Here is an 18,472-nt window from a genome sequence, read left to right as displayed (position 1 = left end):
AGGGCCGCTCCGACCGAGGTCGGGGCGGCCCTTCGGCATTTCAGCACCGGCATCTCGGGACCGGCGGTGCGGGCGTGGCGCGGACCGGGTCAGGCACGGCGCCGGGAACCGGCTCGCATCCCCTCGACGATGCACCACTGCGCCGCGGCGTACGTCGTCAGCACGCCGGCCTCGAGCAGCCGGCCACGGTCGCCGGCGAGGAACTTGCGCACCCCGATCAGGGTGTCGGAGACCAGGAACAGCGAGGCGCCGGTGAGCAGCCGGTCGCGGCCCTGGTCGTGGTCGACCGCGGCGGCGGAGGCGACCATTGCGGTGAGCGTGAGGCTGTAGACCGCCACCGGCGCGGCGAGGGTCCGGTCGGTGCGCGCGGCGGCCAGCGCCATCGCGGTGGACAGCGTGCCGCCGGCGACCACGAAGCGGCGGCGCCCCGGGTCGGCGAGGACGGGCACCGAGGAGCGGCGCCGGAAGGCTGCGATGTAGGCGAGGTGGGCGAGGAGGAAGGAGCTCAGCCCGGCCAGGAAGCGCCCGCGGGTGCGCCCGTTGAGGGCGAGGTCCCCGGCGTAGGAGAAGGCCTGGGCGAGGAGGACCGTGCCGCTTCCCGGGCTTCGCGGGGAGCGCAGCAGGCGCACGGCCAGGCTCGGCATCAGCAGGGCCTTGCCAACGGTGCGCGGCGTGAACGCTGGGGCAGTGGTGGTCACAGGGTCACCTCGGTGGCTCGTGGCAGCAGCGGTCCGGGCTCGGCCGCGCCCGTGAGGTACCCGCCGGCCGGGTGGGTCACGACACCGCGCGGAACGGGTCGTGCTCGGCCAGGATCTTGTCGACGCGCGCCTGGTCGAGGCGGGAGACAACGTAGCGGTTCTCCTGGGCGTCGCGCACGCACTTGGCGAGCGTGAAGGAGGAGGAGACCAGGAAGAGCGTGGTCATCGCCAGGAACGCCCGGACCCACGGGTCGACGGGCAGGTAGAGCACCGCGAGCACGATGCCGAGCAGCGAGACTCCGAACGAGATCGCAGCCTGGGCGAAGAAGGCGGTGGTCGTGGACGACTGGGGCGGGGTCTTGTTCTCCATGTCCCCAGCCTCGCCCGGCGCCGGGGTGGCGCGCCTGAGTCGGCGTACTCACCTCGACCGGGGTGGACCACTCAACCGCGTCGCGGGCGATTGTGAGATCCGGGTCACATCGCCGTTCCGGCTCGGTTAGGTTGCGGCCACGCGATCAACCGGAGGAGCGGCATGACCCGTTTCAACCTGTCCACCGTGTTCCGCACCGTCGCCGAGACCGTGCCCGACAGCGAGGTCCTGGTCTGGCGCGAGCGGCGGCTGAGCTATCGCGAGCTCGACGCCCGCATCGACGGCGTCGCGCACTTCCTGGTCGAGCAGGGCCTGGGCTGCCACACCGAGCGCGAGGCGCTCGCGGGGCACGAGTCCGGCCAGGACCACCTCGGGGTCTACCTGCGCAACGGCAACGAGTACCTCGAGGCCACCCTCGGCGCCTTCCGGGCCCGGGTCGCGGCGTTCAACGTCAACTACCGCTACGTCGAGGAGGAGCTGGTCTACCTGCTCTCCGACGCCCAGGCGACGGCGCTGGTCTACCACGCCGAGTTCGCGCCTGTGGTCGCCGCCGTGCGCGAGCGGCTGCCCGCCCTGCGGGTGCTCGTCCAGGTCGCCGACGACTCCGGCAACGCGCTGCTTCCCGGCGCGGTGGACTACGAGGCCGTGGTGGCGACGCCCGCCCCGGCCGCGGGGATGCCGACGCCGTCGGGGGAGGACCTGCTGCTGCTCTACACCGGGGGCACCACCGGCATGCCCAAGGGTGTGATGTGGCGCCAGCACGACATCTTCGTCTCCTCGATGGGTGGTACGCCGTTCGGCACCACCGAGCCGTTCGCCTCCCACGAGGCGCTCGCCGCACACACCCTGGCCTCCGGCGGCGGGCTGTCGCTGCTCATGGTGCCGCCGTTCATGCACGGCGCTGCGCTGTGGTCGACGTTCCACTCGATCACCGGCGGCGGCAAGATCGTGCTGCTCGACGACGTGCGCAGCTTCGACCCCGCCAACGCCCTGGAGCTCGCGGCCCGCGAGCGGGTGGCCTCGATCCCGGTCGTCGGCGACGCGATCGCGCGCCCGCTGGTGGAGCAGATGGAGCGCGAGACCTACGACCTGTCCGGGCTCTTCGTGCTCGGCAACGGGGGCGCGCCGCTGACCCCGACCGTGCGCGAGCGGCTCTTCGCGGTGGCGCCGCACGTGATGGTGCTCGACACCGCCGGCGCCTCCGAGAGCGGCATCCAGATGAGCGCGACCGCGGTCAAGGACAACGACGCGGAGGCGATGGTCTTCACCCCGCAGCCGGACTCCGGGGTGGTCGACGACCTGCTCTCGCGCCGGCTCGGACCGGGGGAGGGCGAGGGCTGGCTGGCGCGCAGCGGCTACGTGCCGCTGGGCTACCTCGGTGACGCCGAGAAGAGCGCGCGCACCTTCCCCGTCATCGACGGCGTGCGCTGGTCGGTGCCCGGCGACCGGGCCCGGGTCCTCGAGGACGGGCGGATCCAGCTGCTCGGACGCGAGAGCGTGACCATCAACTCCGGCGGCGAGAAGGTGTTCGCCGAGGAGGTCGAGCGCGCGATGGCGGCGCACAGCGCGGTGCGCGACGTCGTGGTCGCGGGCCGGCCCTCCGAGCGGTGGGGCAGCGAGGTGGTCGCGATCGTCGAGCTCGTCGAGGGGGTCGAGGTCGACGACGCGGACCTGCTCGCCGAGGCCGAGCGGCACGTCGCGCGCTACAAGCTGCCCAAGGCGGTCGTGCGGGTGGAGCGGGTGCTGCGCTCGCCCTCCGGCAAGGCCGACTACCGCTGGGCGAAGGTGCAGGCGCAGACGGGTACCGGGGTCGCGGAGCCGGCGTGAAGGGTAGCCTCACCTTTCTGGAATGACTCCAGAAAAGGTGCTTGGATAGCGGAATCCGCAGCCGCAGACCAGGAAGGACCTTCGTCGTGTCCGACGTTCTCCACGCCAGTGCCCCCACCCACGTGGCCCGTCCGGCGTTCACCGCCTCCGAGCAGCTCGCCGGTCACCTCCAGCAGATGCTCGTCGACCTCACCGACCTCCACCTCCAGGGCAAGCAGGCCCACTGGAACGTCGTCGGCCTCAACTTCCGCGACCTCCACCTGGCCCTCGACGAGGTCGTCGACGCCGCCCGCGAGTTCTCCGACACCATCGCGGAGCGCATGCGCGCCATCTACGTCACGCCCGACGCCCGTGCGGCGACGGTCGCCGAGCAGACCAGCCTCCCGCCCTTCCCGGCGACCGAGGTCAACACCGCCGAGACCGTCGACCTGATCGGGACCGCGCTGTACGCCGTGGCCGGCACCGCGCGCCGCATCCACGACGAGGTCGACGCCGAGGACCCCACGACCGCCGACATCCTGCACACCGTGCTCGAGCGCCTCGAGCAGCTGGCCTGGATGATCGACGCCGAGAACCGGGTCGCCAACAAGAGCCAGCCGCGCCAGCTCCACCGCTGAGCCACCCCCGGCTCGCCGAGTCGGGGCTTGTGGTGCGGCGAGTCGGGGCTTGTGGTGCGACGTCGTACGCCATTACCGCGCGCCTCGGCAAACCATTGGCCCCGACTCGGGCAACCATTGGCCCCGACTCGGGCAACCACTGGCCCCGACTCGGCAAACCATTGGCCCCGACTCGGGCAACCACTGGCCCCGACTCGGGCAACCACTGGCCCCGACTCGGCGAGGGGGTCAGGCGCCGAAGCGCATCGCGAAGTCCGCGGCCTCGACGGAGGTCACTGCCCGGCCCGCTCGCAGCCACGCGAGCGGGCCGTCGGCGTCGAAGGACCACTGTGCGCGAGCCAGCCGCAGCCGCCCGCCGGCGCGGATCGGGCTGACCAGGGTCTGCGCGTCGCGGGTCTGCACGATGTGCGCGCGCAGCGGGAACGGCAGCCGCAGCGCCGGCCCGCGGCGCCGGACCAGGTGCCCGGTCGCGACCGGGCCGCCGGCGGTACGCGTCGTACCGGTCGCGACGGGGCTGTCCAGGGCCGCGTCGGGGGCGAAGGAGGCCAGCTCCTTGGGCACGCCCCACAAGGCGCGGCCGCCGGCCATCGAGGCCTCGCTGTCCACCCAGATGTCGGTGATCGACAGCGCCACCCGGCGCCCGTGGCGCACCAGCACGCCGGCGAGCAGCTCGCGGTAGGCCATCGCCCCGCGGTCGTCGTAGCGCACCAGCATCGTGGTGGCCAGCGCCCGGCCGCGCACCGTCACCGCGCGCGCCCCGGTGGGCAGCGGCGGGACAGCCGCGGCCGGGACCCGCCACAGCGTGATCAGGCCGGTGCCGGTCAGGTCCCAGGGCTCGGGCGGGTAGCTGCTGCTCACGACACGTCCTCCAGGTCGTCCCAGTCCACGCGGGCCAGGCGGGCGCGGTACTCCGCCACCAGGCCCGGCCAGTTGGTGGTGATGCGCTGGCCGTCGACGTACCAGCTCTCGCAGCCGGCGAACGCCGAGCGGCCCAGCCGCTCCTGCATCTCGCGGTCGTAGGCGTCGTACGCCGGGGGCCGCACCTCCACGAGGCGCGCGCGGCCGGCGAGGATGCCGCCCGCAACCTGCGCGACGTACCCGGCCTGGGCCTCGAGCATGTTGATGATCGAGCTGCCGCCGAGGTTGGTGTTCGGCCCGTAGATGCAGAACAGGTTGGGGAAGCCCGGCACGGTGAGTCCGAGGTGGGCGCGGGCGCCGTCGTCCCACGCCGCGTGCAGGTCCAGCCCGCCGCGGCCGGTGACCTTGATCCCGCCGAGGAAGTCGGTGGCCCGGAAGCCGGTGCCCCAGATGACCACGTCGGCCTCGTGCAGGGTGCCGTCGCCGGCGCGCACGCCGTCGGCCTCGAGGGCGACGACGGCCTCGGTGACCACGTCGACGTGGGGGCGCGCCAGGGCGCGGTACCAGTCGTTGGAGAAGAGCAGCCGCTTGCAGCCCAGCGCGTAGTCGGGCACCAGCCTGGCGCGCAGCGCGGCGTCGGGGACCTGGCGGCGCAGGTGCCCGCGCCAGGCCAGGCGCAGCGCGCCGAGCAGCGGACGGCTGATCACCGAGTCGCCGCCGAGCGCGGCGTTGAACCGCTCGGTGAGCCAGAACCACGCCCGCCGCTCCGCGCGCATCAGCCACGGCGCGCGGCGCAGCAGCCGGTGGTGGCGCGGCTGGTAGGCCTGGTCCGGCTTCGGCACGACGTAGGGCGCCGAGCGCTGGAAGACCGTCATCGATCCGACCCGGTCCACGATGCCCGGCACGAACTGGATCGCGCTCGCGCCGGTGCCGATCACGGCGACCCGCTTGCCGGTGAGGTCGACGTCGTGGTCCCACTGCGCGGAGTGGAAGACCGGGCCCTCGAAGCGGCCCGGGACCCGGGGGAACGCGGGCTGGGAGAGCTGCCCGGTGGCCGCGACCAGGATCTCGGCCTCCAGCGTCGTGCTCGCGCCGTCGCGGGTGGTGGTCTCCACCCGCCAGGTGCCGGTGGCCTCCTCGAAGGTCGCGCCGACCACCTCGACCCCGGTGCGGACGAGGTCCAGCAGGCCCTCCTCGGCCGCGACCCGGCGGATGTAGTCGTGGATCTCGGGCTGGGTCGGGTAGCGCCGGCCCCAGTCGGGGTTGAGCGCCCACGACCAGGAGTAGAGCACCGAGGGCACGTCGCAGGCCGCGCCCGGGTAGTGGTTGTCGCGCCACACGCCGCCGATGTCGTCGGCCCGCTCGAGCACGACGACGTCGGTCAGGCCGGCGCGGCGCAGGGCGCGGGCGGCCGCGAGGCCGCCGAAGCCGGCGCCGATGATCACTGCACGGGGTGCCATGTCCGGAAACCTAGGACGGAGCGTCGCCAAGGGGGAGACGGCAGGGGCGAGTCGATGCATAATTCCGGACATGTCCGCCGGCGCCGTCGACCCCGTCGGTCCTGCCGACCCCGCTGCCGCTGCGGACCCCGCTGGGCCCGCAGCTCCCGCGGACCTGCTCGGCGGGCCGGCCGCGCGCGACTGGGAGTTCCCGCGCGCGGTGGCCGGCGTCGCCCTGCTCGTGCGGTACGCCGCGGCGCGCGGCGTACCGGCGCGCAGCGTGCTGGCCGGCAGCGGGCTCGGGGTCGGCGACCTCGAGGTGGCCGACCGCGAGGTGACCGCCGCGCAGGAGCTGGCGGTGGTGCGCAACCTCCAGCGCCACTGCGGCACCTCCGCGGGCGCGGCCGTGGGCGCGACGTACCGCGCGGAGACGTTCGGGATCTTCGGCTACGCGCTGCTGGCCAGCCGCACGGTGCTCGACGCGATGGCCGTGGCGCTGCGCTTCATCGACCTCAGCTTCACCTTCGCGCTGCCGCGCGCCGCGCTGGCGGGCGAGCGGGTGGTGGTGCACGTCGACGGCGAGGCGCTGCCCGACGACGTGCGGGCCTTCCTCGTCGCCCGTGACGCGGCGGCGATCCGGGCGGTGCTCGACGAGCTGGTGCCCGGCGGCGTCGGCGCCACGATGCGGGTGGGGCCGGAGCGCGCCCGCCTGGAGTTCCCCGTCGCCGAGCTGGACCGGCCGCTGCCCGCCGGTGACCAGCGCTCCCGGGCGCTGGCCGAGCGGCTCTGCGCCGAGACCGTCACCCGGCGCCGCGAGCGCACCGGCCTGGCCCAGGAGGTGCGGGTGCTGATCACCCAGCACCTCGCGGTCGGGGCGCCGATGACCGACGTCGCCGCCGCCCTGGGCCGCACCGAGCGGACCCTGCGGCGTCACCTGGCCGAGTGCGACACCTCCTACCAGGAGCTGCTCGACGAGGTCCGCGCCTCGCTCGCCTGCTCGCTGCTCGGCGGGCGCTCGACGATCTCGGTCGCCGAGGTCGCGCGCCGGGTGGGCTACGCCGAGGCGTCCAGCTTCATCCTGGCCTTCCGGCGCTGGACCGGGCAGACCCCGGCCGCCTACGCGCGCGCCGCCCGCTGAGGGCGCTCAGCGCTCGGCCGTGCCGTCCGCCGGCACCCGTCCCTCGAGGGCGGCCTCGCCCCAGTGCGCCGCGATGACGCCCCACGGGTCGGCGTGGCGCCGCGCGTCGCGGTGGTACGGCGAGCGCCGGGCCAGCACCGCCCGGGCCACCGGGCGCGCCGCGGGCGCGACGTACCGGCGCGGGCCGAAGGTGGCCCGGGTGTCGGCGAGCGTGCGTGCCCAGTCGTGGCGCTGGAAGCCGAGCAGCCGCTGCGCCTCGTCGGTGTCCATCCAGCTCACGCAGAACCAGGCCGCGTCGTCGGCGGGGTCGCCGGGGAGTCCGGCGGGCAGGATGCCGCGCAGCCCGAGCGCGGCGGTCATGTCGCCCGACATCTGGACCTGGGTGAGCCGGGTGGAGGCGTCGCCGCCGATCAGCAGCACCCTCCCGGCGCAGTCGGCGCGCACCGCGGCGGCGAAGGCGAGCGCGACGTCGCGGACGTCGACCGCGTGGACCGGGCCGTCCTGGGGGAGCGCGGCCTCGAGCAGCACCATCTCCAGGTCCAGGCCGGCGAGCATCTCGCTGGAGACCACGGCGCCCAGGCGCAGCACCGTCCACTCCGCGTCGGAGGCGGCCAGCATCGCCTCCACCTCCGCCTTGTGCGCGCCGTACATCTCGGCGGGGCGCAGCGGGGTCGTCGCGTCGACGAGGCCGGGCCGGGTGTGCGGGTTGGTGGCGCCGAAGGCGGCCATGCTGGAGGCGAACACCAGGCGCGGGCGCTGCGGCGCACGCTCCACGGCGTCGAGGAGCAGGCGCGAGGCCTCGACGTTGACCCGGCGCGCCAGCGCGGGGAGGCGGTACGCCGTGGGCGGGATGACCGCGGCCAGGTGCACGACCGCGTCCGCCCCGCCGCCGGCGGCGAGGAGCGCCGGCGCGGTGGCCGGGTCGGTGAGGTCGCCCCAGTGCACGACGAGGCGCTGGTGGCGCAGTCGCGCCGCCCACCGCCTGCTCGGCCTCGACGCCAGGTCGGCGGCGTGCACCTCGTGGCCGTCGGCCAGCAGCTGGCGCACCACCGTGCGGCCGACGTTCCCGAACGCCCCGGTCACCACGATCCTCATGGGCGGCGACCCTAGCGCAAACTAGAACCTGTTCTCATTCCGTCCATGGTTGCTCGGGCGGGGTCCGCGCGCGTCTCCGGTGCCGCGCCTCTCGGGGCGGAGCGTTACCATGGCCCCATGTGCAGGACCCTGCTCCTTAGCTAGCCGCGTCGGAGGAACCACGACCCGACGCGGCCGCCCCTCGTGCCCGAGGGGCTTTTTTGTGCCCGGGGCGGTGCCCCGGCCAGGCAGCAGGCGATCCCACCGGCCGACGAGAGAACGAGATGAGCGAGCAGACCTCCACCCACACGCCCAGCGCGGGTCAGACCTCCGACCAGGAGCCCGTGACCTACGACGTCGTCGCGGTCCAGGACAAGTGGCGCCCGGTGTGGGAGGAGCTCGACCAGTTCCGCGCCGGCTCCGCGGCCGAGGGCGCGGAGAAGCGCTACGCGCTGACGATGTTCCCCTACCCCTCCGGCGACCTGCACATGGGTCACGCCGAGGTGATGGCGCTGCACGACGTCGTGGCGCGCTACTGGTGGCAGCAGGGCTTCGACGTGCTGAACCCGATCGGCTGGGACTCCTTCGGCCTGCCGGCCGAGAACGCCGCGATCAAGAACGACGAGCACCCGGCGGTCTACACCTACGCCAACATCGAGACCCAGGCGGAGTCGTTCCGCCGCTACGCGATCTCCTTCGACTGGTCGCACCGGCTGCACACCTCCGACCCGGAGTACTACCGCTGGACCCAGTGGCTGTTCCTGAAGTTCCGCGAGCGGGGCCTGGCCTACCGCAAGAACAGCCCCGTGAACTGGTGCCCCCACGACCAGACCGTGCTGGCCAACGAGCAGGTCGTGCAGGGCATGTGCGAGCGCTGCGGCGCCGAGGTCACCAAGCGCGAGCTGAACCAGTGGTACTTCAAGGTCACCGACTACGCCCAGCGCCTGCTCGACGACATGGAGCAGCTGAAGGGCACCTGGCCGGACCGGGTGCTGGCGATGCAGCGCAACTGGATCGGCCGCTCCGAGGGCGCGCACGTCGACTTCGACATCGAGCTGGCCGACGGCTCGACGCGCACCGTCACGGTGTTCACCACCCGCCCTGACACGCTGTACGGCGCGACCTTCATGGTCGTCGCGGCCGACGCGAAGCTGGCCGCGGAGATCGTCGCGCCCGAGCGGGCCGACGCGCTGGCGGCGTACCTCGCCGAGGTCCGCAAGGCCACCGACATCGACCGGCTGGCCACCGACCGGCCCAAGACCGGCCTGGACCTGGGCGTCACCGCGGTCAACCCGGTCAACGGCGAGCGGATCCCGGTGTGGGCCTCCGACTACGTGCTGGCCGACTACGGCACCGGCGCGATCATGGCCGTGCCCGCGCACGACCAGCGCGACCTGGACTTCGCCAAGACCTTCGACCTGCCGGTACGCCGCGTCGTCGACGTCGCGGGCGCCGAGGGCAACCCCGAGGAGACCTTCGTCGCGACCGTCGGCGACGGCACCTACGTCAACTCCGGCCCGCTGGACGGGCTGAGCGACAAGGCCGCCGGCATCAGCCGGATCATCGAGCAGCTCGAGGCCGACGGGCGCGGCAGCGGCACGGTCAACTTCCGCCTGCGCGACTGGCTGCTGAGCCGCCAGCGCTTCTGGGGCGCCCCGATCCCGATCGTGCACTGCGAGTCGTGCGGTGAGGTCCCGGTGCCGGAGGACCAGCTGCCGGTGCGCCTGCCCGACAACCTCAAGGGCGCCGACCTCAAGCCCAAGGGCACCTCGCCGCTGGCCGCGGCCGAGGACTGGGTCAACGTCGAGTGCCCCTCGTGCGGCGGTCCCGCGAAGCGCGACAGCGACACGATGGACACCTTCGTCGACTCCTCCTGGTACTACCTGCGCTACCTGGACCCGCACTACGAGGACGGCCCGTTCGACCCCGCCAAGGCGCGCGAGTGGATGCCGGTCGCGCAGTACGTCGGCGGCGTCGAGCACGCGATCCTGCACCTGCTCTACAGCCGCTTCTTCACCAAGGTCCTGCACGACATGGGCATGGTCGACTTCGTCGAGCCGTTCAGCGCGCTGCTCAACCAGGGCCAGGTCATCAACGGCGGCAAGGCGATGAGCAAGTCGCTGGGCAACGGCGTCAACCTGGGCGAGATGATCGACACCTACGGTGTCGACGCGGTTCGCCTGACCATGGTGTTCGCCGGCCCGCCGGAGGACGACATCGACTGGGCCGACCTGTCCCCGGGCGGCTCGGTGAAGTTCCTCCAGCGCGCCTGGCGCCTGTCCGGCGACGTCACCTCGCCGGTCGGCACGCCGGCCGAGGGCGGCGACGTCGCCCTGCGCCGCGCCGTGCACAAGACGGTCGCCGAGGCGGCGCAGCTGATCGAGAGCCACCGGTTCAACGTCATGGTGGCGCGCACGATGGAGCTGGTGAACCTCACCCGCAAGGCCATCGACTCCGGCTGCGGCCCGGCCGACCCGGCGGTGCGCGAGGCGACCGAGGCGGTGGCGATCCTGCTGTCGCTGGTCGCGCCGTACACCGCGGAGGAGATGTGGGAGCGCCTGGGCCACCAGCCCAGCGTCGCCCGCGCCGGCTGGCCGGTCGTGGACCCCGCGCTGCTGGTCGAGGACACCGTCACGGCGGTCGTGCAGATCCAGGGCAAGGTCAAGGCCCGCCTCGAGGTCGCCCCGGACATCTCCGAGGCCGACCTGGAGCAGCTGGCGATGGCCGACCCCGGCGTGGTCCGCGCGATCGACGGCCGGGCGGTGCGCAAGGTCGTCGTGCGCGCGCCCAAGCTGGTCAACATCGTCGTCTGAGGCCGCGCAGCGTCCTTCTCGTCTACTCTCACCGCCATGCCGGTCCGTCTCGTCACCGACTCGACCGCGATGCTCGAGCCCGCCCTCGCGGCGGCGCACGGCATCGCGGTCGTGCCGCTGCAGGTGGTCATCGGGCCGAAGGTGTTCGACGAGGGCACCGAGGACGCCTGCCCGGAGGTGGTCGCGCAGGCGCTGCGGGACTTCACCCCGGTCAGCACCTCGCGTCCCGCGCCGGCCGTGTTCGCCGACACCTACCGGCGCCTCGCTGAGGCTGGTGCGACCGAGGTGGTGTCGGTGCACCTCTCGGCGGAGATGAGCGGGACCTTCGAGTCCGTGCAACTGGCGGCGCGCGACGCCGGTCTCCGGGTGGTCTGCGTCGACACCCGCCAGGTCGGGCCCGCGGTGGGGTACGCCGTGCGCGCTGCCGCCGAGGTGATCGAGGCCGGTGGCTCGGCCGACGAGGCCGCCCAGGCGGCCCGTGACGTCGCGGCCGGCGCCCGCTCGCTGTTCTACGTCGACACCCTGGAGTATCTGCGCCGCGGCGGGCGGATCGGGGCCGCGGCCGCGCTGCTCGGCAGCGCGCTGGCGGTGAAGCCCCTGCTGGGCTTCGACGACGGCCGCGTCGTGCCGCTGGAACGGGTGCGGACCTCCACCCGCGCGCTGAACCGGCTCGAGGAGCTCGCCGTCGCGGCCGCGGGGGAGCAGCAGGTCGACGTCACCGTCGCCCACCTCGCCAACCCCGACCGCGCCGCCGCACTCACCGAACGGCTGACCGCCCGGCTCGCCGACGGCCTCTCCGGCCGCGAGGTCGCCTGCGGCGAGCTCGGCGCCGTCCTCGGCGCCCACGTCGGCCCCGGCATGATCGCCGTCTGCGTCGCCCCCCGCCCCACCCCCGCCTGACCCGTCGCCGAGTCGGCGCTTGTGGTGCGCCGAGTCGGGGCTTGTGGTGCGGCGAGTCGGCGTAGGTGGCGCTGCCCGGGCCGCTGAGCGTCCACAGGGGGACCGCCGATGATCGCCCGTCCACAGGCGTCGGGGGTGTCCCGGCGGGGACGGGCCCTGCGCTCCTAGCGTCGCCACATGCGCAGCCGTCGTACCCATCCCGAGCACGAGGCCGCCGTCGCCCGCCGGCTGGCGGTGCTCGGCGCCGAGCTGGCCGGAGCCCGGGCCGCCTCCGACCCCGACGTCCGCGACGACGTCGAGACCGACGAGGAGTGGTGGCGCGAGCACACCCACATCGGGCCGCCGGCCGCCGAGCGGGCGACGTGGGGGGAGCTGCGGAGTGCCGCGGACACGGTGCCCGACCTCGGCTCAGAGCCGGTCGGGGCCGACCCCGCCCCCTGGGGGCCGTCCGCAGCGCCCGTGCCGGTCCCGGGGCGGCACGCGTCCCGACGCCGGGGTGCGGGCATCGCCGCCCTCGTCCCGGACCCGCTGCGCGGCCGGGCCGGGCTGGGCGCCGGTGCCGTGGCGGTCGTCGCCGTGCTCGTCGCGGTCGGGCTCGCCGTGACCGCCTGGTGGGTGGTGCGCTCGGACAGCAGCGAGTCCGTCGGGCGACTGGCCGCCGCGGACGCCTCACCGATCGACGGGTCCGGCGGTGGCCCGGGCACGGCCGTCCCGTCTGGTGCCGAGGTGGGCGGTGCCGTCGGCGCGGCCTCGCCGTCCGGGCAGTCGGGGACGGTCACGGTGGACGTCGCGGGACGCGTACGCCGTCCCGGCATCGCCGTGCTGCCGGCGGGCTCCCGGGTGGTCGACGCCCTGGAGGCGGTGGGCGGCGCTCGCCCCGGCGTCGACCTGGTCGACCTCAACCTGGCACGCGTCCTGGTGGACGGTGAGCAGGTGCTGGTCGGCGTCGAGGCGCCGTCGGGGGTGGCGGCGTCGTCGGTCGGCGGCCCGACCGCACCCGGGACGGCCTCCGTGGCCCTGGTGAACATCAACCTCGCAAGCCAGGCCGAGCTCGAGACGCTGCCCGGCGTCGGGCCGGTGACCGCAGGGGCGATCATCGGGTGGCGCGAGGAGAACGGCGGGTTCAGCGCGGTCGAGGAGCTGCTGGAGGTCGACGGCATCGGCGAGGTGACCCTCTCCGAGCTCGCCCCGCTGGTCACGGTCTGAGCGAGTGGGCGCCGGGGGCCCGGGACACCTGGCAGAGGGGGTGGAGCAGTCCGCGCCTGCATGGGCCGCCCTGCGCGACCTGCCGGACCTGAGGATGCCGCTGCTCGGGCTGGGGGCGTGGGCCGGCGGCCTCGCCGCGCACCTGCTGGACGGCGCGGTCCTCGGCCTGGTCGTCGCCGCCGTCCTGCTCGGGCTCGCCGCCCTGGCGGCGGGCGTACGCCGTGGCCGGTGGTCCCGGGGCACACTGCGTACCGGCGCCGCGCTGGTCCTGGTGGCGGGCGCCGTGGTGGTGGCCGTCCTGGTGCGTCAGCAGCAGGTGACCGAGGGACCGGTGGGGCGGCTGGCCTCCGAGCGCGCGGTCGTGTCCGCGGTGGGCGTGGTGGCCTCCGACCCCCGCCCGGTCGCCGGTCGCTTCGGCGACGTCGTCCTCGTGCGGGTGACGGTCGTGGAGGTGGAGGGCCGCGGGCGCGCCCACCGGCTGCGCGCGCCGGTGCTGGTGATCGGGGACGAGCGGTGGCTGGACCTGCGGCTGGGCGCGCGGGTGCGGTTCACGGGGCGGCTCTCCCCGCCCGACCAGCCGGACCTCGCCGGCGTGCTCAGCCCGTCGGGCACGCCGGTCGCCCTCGACGACCCGGACCTGTGGTGGCGCGGGGCGGCGGCGGTCCGTGCGTCGCTGCGGGCGTCGGTGGAGCACCGGCCCGCGGACCAGCGGGTGCTGGTGCCGGCGATGGTGAACGGCGACGACGCGGGGATGGACCCCGGGCTGGCCGACGACTTCCGCGCCACCGGGCTGACCCACCTGCTCGCGGTCTCGGGCACCAACCTGACCCTGGTGGTCGGGTTCCTGCTGGTGCTCGCCCGGTGGTCGGGAGTGCGCGGCCGGTGGCTGCTGGTCGTCGGGGCGGCCGGGATCGTCGGCTTCGTGCTGCTCGCCCGCACCGAGCCGAGCGTGCTGCGGGCCGCGGTGATGGGCACGGTCGCGCTCGTCGGGATGGGGGCCAACGGCCTGCGCCGCGGCATGCGCGCGCTCGGCGCCGCCGTGGTCGCGCTCCTGCTCGTGCAGCCGTCGCTCGCGGTGACGGCCGGGTTCGCCCTCTCGGTGCTGGCCACCGCCGGGATCCTGGTGCTGGCACCCGGGTGGCGCGATGCGATGGCGCGGTGGCTGCCGCGCTGGCTGGCGGAGGCGGTGGCCGTCCCCGCCGCCGCCCAGCTCGCCTGCACGCCGGTGGTGGCCGGGATCTCCGGGGAGGTCAGCCTGGTCGCGGTGCTCGCCAACCTCGTCGTCACCCCGGTGGTCGGGCCGGCGACGGTCCTCGGTCTCGCCGGTGGCCTGCTCGGCCTGGTCTGGGCGCCGGCCGGCGCGGCGCTCGGGACGCTCGCGTCGTGGTGCGTCGCGTGGATCATCCTGGTCGCGCGCCGTGGCGCCGCGCTGCCGACCGCAGCGGTCGACTGGGAGGTCGAGGCGGTCTCGTTGCTGCTGCTCACCCTGCTCTGCGTCGCGTTCGCGCTGGCGGGCCCTTGGGTGCTGCGCCGCCCGATCGCCGGCCTGGCCTGCTGCGTGCTCGCCGTGGCCGTGGTCGTGGTGCGGGTGCCGACACCGGGGTGGCCGGGCGGGGACTGGGTGCTGGCCGCCTGCGACGTGGGCCAGGGCGACGGGCTCGTGGTGCGTGCCGGTGACCACGCGGGCATCGTCGTCGACGCCGGGCCCGAACCGGAGGCGATTGACCGCTGCCTGGACGACCTCGGGGTGCGCGAAGTCCCGCTGGTGGTGCTCACCCACTTCCACGCCGACCACGTCGACGGGCTCGCGGGCGTGCTCGAGGGGCGCAGCGTCGGCGCCGTGGAGACGGCCGCGCTGCTCGACCCTCCCGGCACGGTGGACGAGGTGGTGGCGACGGCCGCGGCGTCCGGCATACCGGTCCGTACGGCGGCGCCGGGTGTCCGCACCGTCGGTGAGGCCCGCGTCGAGGTGCTGCGCCCCGACGACCCCGCGCCGTACGAGGGCCCCGGCGACGGTACGACGGCCAACGACGCCAGCGTCGTGCTGCTCGTGGAGGTCGCGGGCGTGAGCGCGCTGCTGACCGGTGACCTCGAGCCACCGGGCCAGGCGGCGCTGGCGCGGCAGGTCGCGGGGCTGCGCGTCGACGTGCTCAAGCTGCCCCACCACGGCAGCCGCCACCAGGACCCGGACTTCCTCACCTCCCTCGGCGCCCGGGTGGTGCTGGTCTCGGTGGGGGAGGACAACGACTACGGGCACCCCGCCCCGGACGCGCTGGCGCCGCTGGAGGCGAGCGGCGCCCGGGTGCTGCGCACCGACCTCGGCGGCGACCTGCTCGTCCTGGCCCGCGACGACGAGCTCGCGGTACGCACCCGCGACTGAGCAGGGGGCCTCCGCACACCACACGCGCCGACTCGGCACACCACGCGCGCCGACTCGGCACACCACGCGCGCCGACTCGGCACACCACGCGCGCCGACTCGGCACACCACGCGCGCCGACTCGGCACACCACGCGCGCCGACTCGGCACACCACACGCGCCGACTCGGGGACGTCGGCGGGCTGTGGGAGGCTAGCCCCACCATGGCGAGAGGTCCTCAGGCAGCAGACGTCCTTGGTCGGGTCACCCTGGTGACCGGCAAGGAGGAGTTCTTCGGCGACCGGACGGTGCGCGCGGTGCGCGACGCGGTCCGCGCCCACGACCCGGAGGCGGAGATGGCCGAGTCACCGGCCTCCGACCTGAGCCTGGCGACGCTGGGCGAGCTCGCCGCGCCGTCGCTGTTCTCCTCGATCCGCTGCGTGGTCGTCCACAACCTCGAGAACCTCCCCGAGGAGTCGGTGGCCGGCCTGCTGGCCTACGCCGCCGCGCCCTCGGAGGACGTCGCGCTGGTGCTGGTCCACGGCGGCGGGCCCAAGGGGTCCGGCGTGCTGACCAAGCTCCGCAAGCTCCCGACCGTCACCGAGGTGAAGTCGGCCGAGCTCAAGGCCTCCGAGTACCCCGGCTTCGTGGTCTCCGAGGTCCGCAGCCACGGCGCCACCATCGACGGGGAGGCCGCCGCGGCGCTCGTCCAGGCCGTCGGCCAGGACCTGCGCTCGCTCTCGGCCGCGGCCCACCAGCTCACCTCGGACTTCGCCGGGGAGCCGCTCGACGTCGAGAGGATCGGTCGCTACTTCGGCGGCCGCGCCGAGGCGAAGTCCTTCGCCGTCGCCGACGCCGCGTTCGGCGGCCGTCGTCAGCTCGCGCTGGAGGAGCTGCGCTGGTCCCTGGACGGCGGCACGGCGCCGGTCCTGGTGACCTCCGCGTTCGCGGGCAGCGCGCGCGGCCTGGCCAAGCTCAAGGGCGCGCGCCGCGGGCTGCGCGACGCCGACCTGGCCCGTGAGGTCGGGGTGCCGCCGTGGAAGCTGCGCACCCTGCGCGAGCAGGCGCGCGGCTGGAGCGACGCGGCCATCGGCGAGGCGATCCGGGCGGTGGCCCGTGCCGACGCCGACGTCAAGGGCGCGGCCAGCGACGCGTCGTACACCCTCGAGCGCCTGGTGCTCACGGTGACCGGGCTGCGCGACGGGCGCTGACCGCGCGGGCGCCCCCTCACGAGGACGCCTCCCGTCACACGATGCGTGGCGCACAACGCAAGAAGGCGCCGCCCCGAGGGGACGACGCCTGGTTGCGAGGAGGCCTCAGAGAGCGGCGGCCTTCTTGGCGATCGCGGACTTGCGGTTCGCGGCCTGGTTCTGGTGGATGACGCCCTTGGAGACGGCCTTGTCGAGCTTGCGCGACGCCTCACGGCCAGCCGTGATGGCAGCGTCCTTGTCGCCGGTCTCGGCGAGCTCGCGGAACTTGCGGACCGCAGACTTCAGGCCGGTCTTGACCGCCTTGTTGCGCTCGTGGCGCTTCTCGTTCTGCTTGTTCCGCTTGATCTGGGACTTGATGTTCGCCACTACTGCGCCTTCGTCGTAGGTGTGGGTGGAGCCGAGCGTTGGTGCTGAACGGCCGTTCGTGCTGTGTACGTGGTGCGGTCGGCGCAGGGCAGCAGCCAGACACGCGACAAGCGAGATTAACAGTGGGGCTCGCGGCGACCCAAATCAGGCAGGTCAGCGGCCTCAGGGAAGCGGCAGGTCGACCTGCTCGCAGCGCGAGCAGGTGCGCCGGATCGGGGTCTGGCTGTTGGTGCGCGGCACCCGCCAGCCGTGCCCGCGCAGCCGGCAGGTGAGGGGCAGCACGCCGGCGGGCGTGGGCGCGCCGCTGCCGATCAGGCCGAGGCGGCTGGCGGCGAGGGCCAGGGCGCCGAGGGCCCCCACGGCGACGAGGGAGCGGGTGATCGGCTTGCGCACGGGCGGTTCCTCCTGGTGTCGGGGCGCGCCGGAGTGGCGGCACGGAAAATATATCCTCTATCTCGGAATCGAAACCCGGCTCCGGTGGCCCGGGGCCCGCGGGCCTCGCTAGCGCCAGCTGCGCCGCTCGCCCAGCCAGTCCCACACGACCTCGCCCTGCCAGCGCTGGGCGGCCCGCATGTGCGGCGACGTCGGGGGACCGGGGAGCGCGGACTGGGCCAGGAAGTAGCCGGCGACCAGCGCGAGCAGCACGTCGACGTGCTCGGCCGGCACGTCGCGGGTCAGGGTCCGGGTGGCGAGCACGGCCTCGACGTCGAGGCCGTCGCCGCGCGGCCCGATCAGGGTCAGCACGCTGTCCAGCCAGGCGGCGCCCACGACCGGCCAGTTCCAGTCGCACAGCAGTGCCCGGCCGCCCGCGGTGATCAGCACGTTGTCGTCGCGGATGTCGGTGTGCACGACCGTGTCGCCGGCGCAGACCTCGGCGTACCGCCCGGCCAGCGCCGCTGCCTCCTCCAGGTGCGCCACGAGGCCCGGGACGTCGGCGGGCGCGGTGCGCAGCGTCTCCCAGTGCGCGAGGAACGGCGCGAACTCCTCGGCGAAGGTGCCCAGGGCCAGGCCCGCCGGGGCGGGGGACAGCACCGCGGCGCACTGCTCGAGGGTGTCGAGGGTCGCCTCGAGGTCGCTCGCGCGCCAGGGACGGTACGGCGCCCGGGCGGCGACGTGCTCGATGCCGAGCACCACCCAGTCGTCGGCGTCGTGCACCCACCGCAGCCGCGGAGCCGGCGTGGCCGCGGGCAGGGCGGCGAGCTTGCGTGCCTCCTCGCGGTAGGACAGGGCGAACGCGCGCTGCGCCCTCACCGACGCGGCCTTGACGAAGTGACGGCTGCCGTCGGCGCAGGTCAGCACCGAGGCGAACCCCGGCGTGAACCCGGCGCCCTGCGACTCGGTCGCGACCACGGGGGACCCGCACCGGCGCGCGACCTCCGCGCGCAGCATCGGCGGAAGGTACTCCCACTCCAGGCGCCGTGCGGTGCGGCCGTGCGGGATCGTCGTCGGGATCACCGCCACATCCTGCGCCATCACCGACCCGTCTCCCCGCGCGACGTCCGCGCGGGGAGACGCCGGCGACCGGGCGGTGGGCGAGTGATTCGTGGCCCGTCCTCCCGGAGTGGAAGAATGGCTGTTCGTCCCCTGTCACTGAACG

General features: G+C 74.6%; 16 protein-coding genes. 8 read left to right on the top strand and 8 right to left on the bottom strand.

The features are described from left to right. Window positions 1-89: 89 nt before the first annotated feature. Window positions 90-698 carry a lysoplasmalogenase gene (locus HOQ23_RS16620; RefSeq protein ID WP_172215852.1) on the bottom strand — a complete coding sequence of 203 codons (609 nt, stop codon included), beginning with the start codon at window positions 696-698 and terminating at the stop codon, window positions 90-92. 76 nt (window positions 699-774) lie between these two features. Continuing rightward, the gene (locus tag HOQ23_RS16615; protein WP_172215850.1) at window positions 775-1,068 is read right to left on the bottom strand and encodes a YiaA/YiaB family inner membrane protein; all 294 of its coding nucleotides are present in this window, start codon (window positions 1,066-1,068) and stop codon (window positions 775-777) included. 162 nt (window positions 1,069-1,230) lie between these two features. Here HOQ23_RS16615 and HOQ23_RS16610 point away from each other — a divergent pair, with 162 nt between their 5' ends. Together HOQ23_RS16610 and HOQ23_RS16605 are read left to right on the top strand one after the other, a co-directional pair. Next, a complete protein-coding gene (locus HOQ23_RS16610) occupies window positions 1,231-2,895 on the top strand; it encodes an acyl-CoA synthetase (protein WP_172215847.1) in 1,665 nt (554 codons plus the stop codon). An 86-nt stretch (window positions 2,896-2,981) separates the two neighbouring features. Beyond that, window positions 2,982-3,512 (top strand): Dps family protein, encoded by a 531-nt coding sequence (locus tag HOQ23_RS16605; protein ID WP_367650547.1) that lies wholly within the window; start codon window positions 2,982-2,984, stop codon window positions 3,510-3,512. Between the two features lie 228 nt (window positions 3,513-3,740). On the opposite strand, the gene HOQ23_RS16600 is transcribed toward HOQ23_RS16605, so the two are convergent. Together HOQ23_RS16600 and HOQ23_RS16595 are read right to left on the bottom strand one after the other, a co-directional pair. Continuing rightward, window positions 3,741-4,370: an acetoacetate decarboxylase family protein gene (locus HOQ23_RS16600; protein WP_172215845.1), complete on the bottom strand. Its 630-nt coding sequence runs from the start codon at window positions 4,368-4,370 to the stop codon at window positions 3,741-3,743. After that, window positions 4,367-5,830: an NAD(P)/FAD-dependent oxidoreductase gene (locus HOQ23_RS16595; protein ID WP_172215842.1), complete on the bottom strand. Its 1,464-nt coding sequence runs from the start codon at window positions 5,828-5,830 to the stop codon at window positions 4,367-4,369. Before HOQ23_RS16595 ends, HOQ23_RS16600 begins: the two co-directional genes overlap by 4 nt. 70 nt (window positions 5,831-5,900) lie before the next feature. Between HOQ23_RS16595 and HOQ23_RS16590 the strand changes: the two genes are divergently transcribed. Continuing rightward, window positions 5,901-6,947 carry an AraC family transcriptional regulator gene (locus tag HOQ23_RS16590; protein WP_172215840.1) on the top strand — a complete coding sequence of 349 codons (1,047 nt, stop codon included), beginning with the start codon at window positions 5,901-5,903 and terminating at the stop codon, window positions 6,945-6,947. 6 nt (window positions 6,948-6,953) lie between these two features. Here HOQ23_RS16590 and HOQ23_RS16585 read toward each other — a convergent pair whose 3' ends face one another. After that, window positions 6,954-8,042 carry an NAD(P)-dependent oxidoreductase gene (locus HOQ23_RS16585; protein WP_172215838.1) on the bottom strand — a complete coding sequence of 363 codons (1,089 nt, stop codon included), beginning with the start codon at window positions 8,040-8,042 and terminating at the stop codon, window positions 6,954-6,956. Window positions 8,043-8,305: 263 nt separating this feature from the next. On the opposite strand from HOQ23_RS16585, the gene leuS reads away from it, so the two are divergent. The 5 genes from leuS to holA all read left to right on the top strand — a co-directional run bounded on the left by leuS (window position 8,306) and on the right by holA (window position 16,509). Further along, window positions 8,306-10,834, top strand: a complete 2,529-nt coding sequence (gene leuS / locus HOQ23_RS16580; RefSeq protein ID WP_172215836.1) for a leucine--tRNA ligase — start codon at window positions 8,306-8,308, stop codon at window positions 10,832-10,834. A 36-nt stretch (window positions 10,835-10,870) separates the two neighbouring features. Beyond that, complete coding sequence (locus HOQ23_RS16575; RefSeq protein WP_172215834.1) at window positions 10,871-11,734, top strand: DegV family protein; 864 nt, start codon at window positions 10,871-10,873, stop codon at window positions 11,732-11,734. Between the two features lie 177 nt (window positions 11,735-11,911). After that, a complete protein-coding gene (locus HOQ23_RS16570; RefSeq protein WP_172215832.1) occupies window positions 11,912-12,940 on the top strand; it encodes a ComEA family DNA-binding protein in 1,029 nt (342 codons plus the stop codon). Between the two features lie 40 nt (window positions 12,941-12,980). Further along, window positions 12,981-15,320 carry a ComEC/Rec2 family competence protein gene (locus HOQ23_RS16565; protein ID WP_367650546.1) on the top strand — a complete coding sequence of 780 codons (2,340 nt, stop codon included), beginning with the start codon at window positions 12,981-12,983 and terminating at the stop codon, window positions 15,318-15,320. Between the two features lie 250 nt (window positions 15,321-15,570). Next, a complete protein-coding gene (gene holA / locus HOQ23_RS16560; RefSeq protein WP_367650545.1) occupies window positions 15,571-16,509 on the top strand; it encodes a DNA polymerase III subunit delta in 939 nt (312 codons plus the stop codon). A 105-nt stretch (window positions 16,510-16,614) separates the two neighbouring features. Here the strand turns inward: holA and rpsT are convergent, their stop codons facing one another. The 3 genes from rpsT to HOQ23_RS16545 all read right to left on the bottom strand — a co-directional run bounded on the left by rpsT (window position 16,615) and on the right by HOQ23_RS16545 (window position 18,330). After that, window positions 16,615-16,875, bottom strand: a complete 261-nt coding sequence (rpsT, locus tag HOQ23_RS16555) for a 30S ribosomal protein S20 (protein WP_172215828.1) — start codon at window positions 16,873-16,875, stop codon at window positions 16,615-16,617. Between the two features lie 162 nt (window positions 16,876-17,037). Beyond that, window positions 17,038-17,268, bottom strand: coding sequence for a hypothetical protein (locus HOQ23_RS16550; protein WP_172215826.1), 231 nt, complete (start codon window positions 17,266-17,268; stop codon window positions 17,038-17,040). Between the two features lie 108 nt (window positions 17,269-17,376). Further along, on the bottom strand, window positions 17,377-18,330 hold the full coding sequence (locus HOQ23_RS16545) for a hypothetical protein (protein WP_367650544.1): 954 nt from the start codon (window positions 18,328-18,330) through the stop codon (window positions 17,377-17,379). Window positions 18,331-18,472 lie beyond the last annotated feature (142 nt).

Origin of the sequence: Nocardioides sp. zg-DK7169 (genome assembly GCF_013155365.1) — a bacterium.
In the GTDB taxonomy this organism is placed as follows: Bacteria; Actinomycetota; Actinomycetes; order Propionibacteriales; family Nocardioidaceae; genus Nocardioides.
This window is presented reverse-complemented; position numbering and strand designations above follow the sequence as displayed.

Excerpts from the sequence above, each read along its gene's own strand:
- HOQ23_RS16615 (WP_172215850.1), bottom strand. The coding sequence starts at position 1,068 with ATGGAGAACAAGACCCCGCCCCAGTCGTCCACGACCACCGCCTTCTTC.
- HOQ23_RS16610 (WP_172215847.1), top strand. The coding sequence starts at position 1,231 with ATGACCCGTTTCAACCTGTCCACCGTGTTCCGCACCGTCGCCGAGACC.
- HOQ23_RS16595 (WP_172215842.1), bottom strand. The coding sequence starts at position 5,830 with ATGGCACCCCGTGCAGTGATCATCGGCGCCGGCTTCGGCGGCCTCGCG.
- HOQ23_RS16590 (WP_172215840.1), top strand. The coding sequence starts at position 5,901 with ATGTCCGCCGGCGCCGTCGACCCCGTCGGTCCTGCCGACCCCGCTGCC.
- HOQ23_RS16585 (WP_172215838.1), bottom strand. The coding sequence starts at position 8,042 with ATGAGGATCGTGGTGACCGGGGCGTTCGGGAACGTCGGCCGCACGGTG.
- leuS (WP_172215836.1), top strand. The coding sequence starts at position 8,306 with ATGAGCGAGCAGACCTCCACCCACACGCCCAGCGCGGGTCAGACCTCC.
- HOQ23_RS16575 (WP_172215834.1), top strand. The coding sequence starts at position 10,871 with ATGCCGGTCCGTCTCGTCACCGACTCGACCGCGATGCTCGAGCCCGCC.
- HOQ23_RS16570 (WP_172215832.1), top strand. The coding sequence starts at position 11,912 with ATGCGCAGCCGTCGTACCCATCCCGAGCACGAGGCCGCCGTCGCCCGC.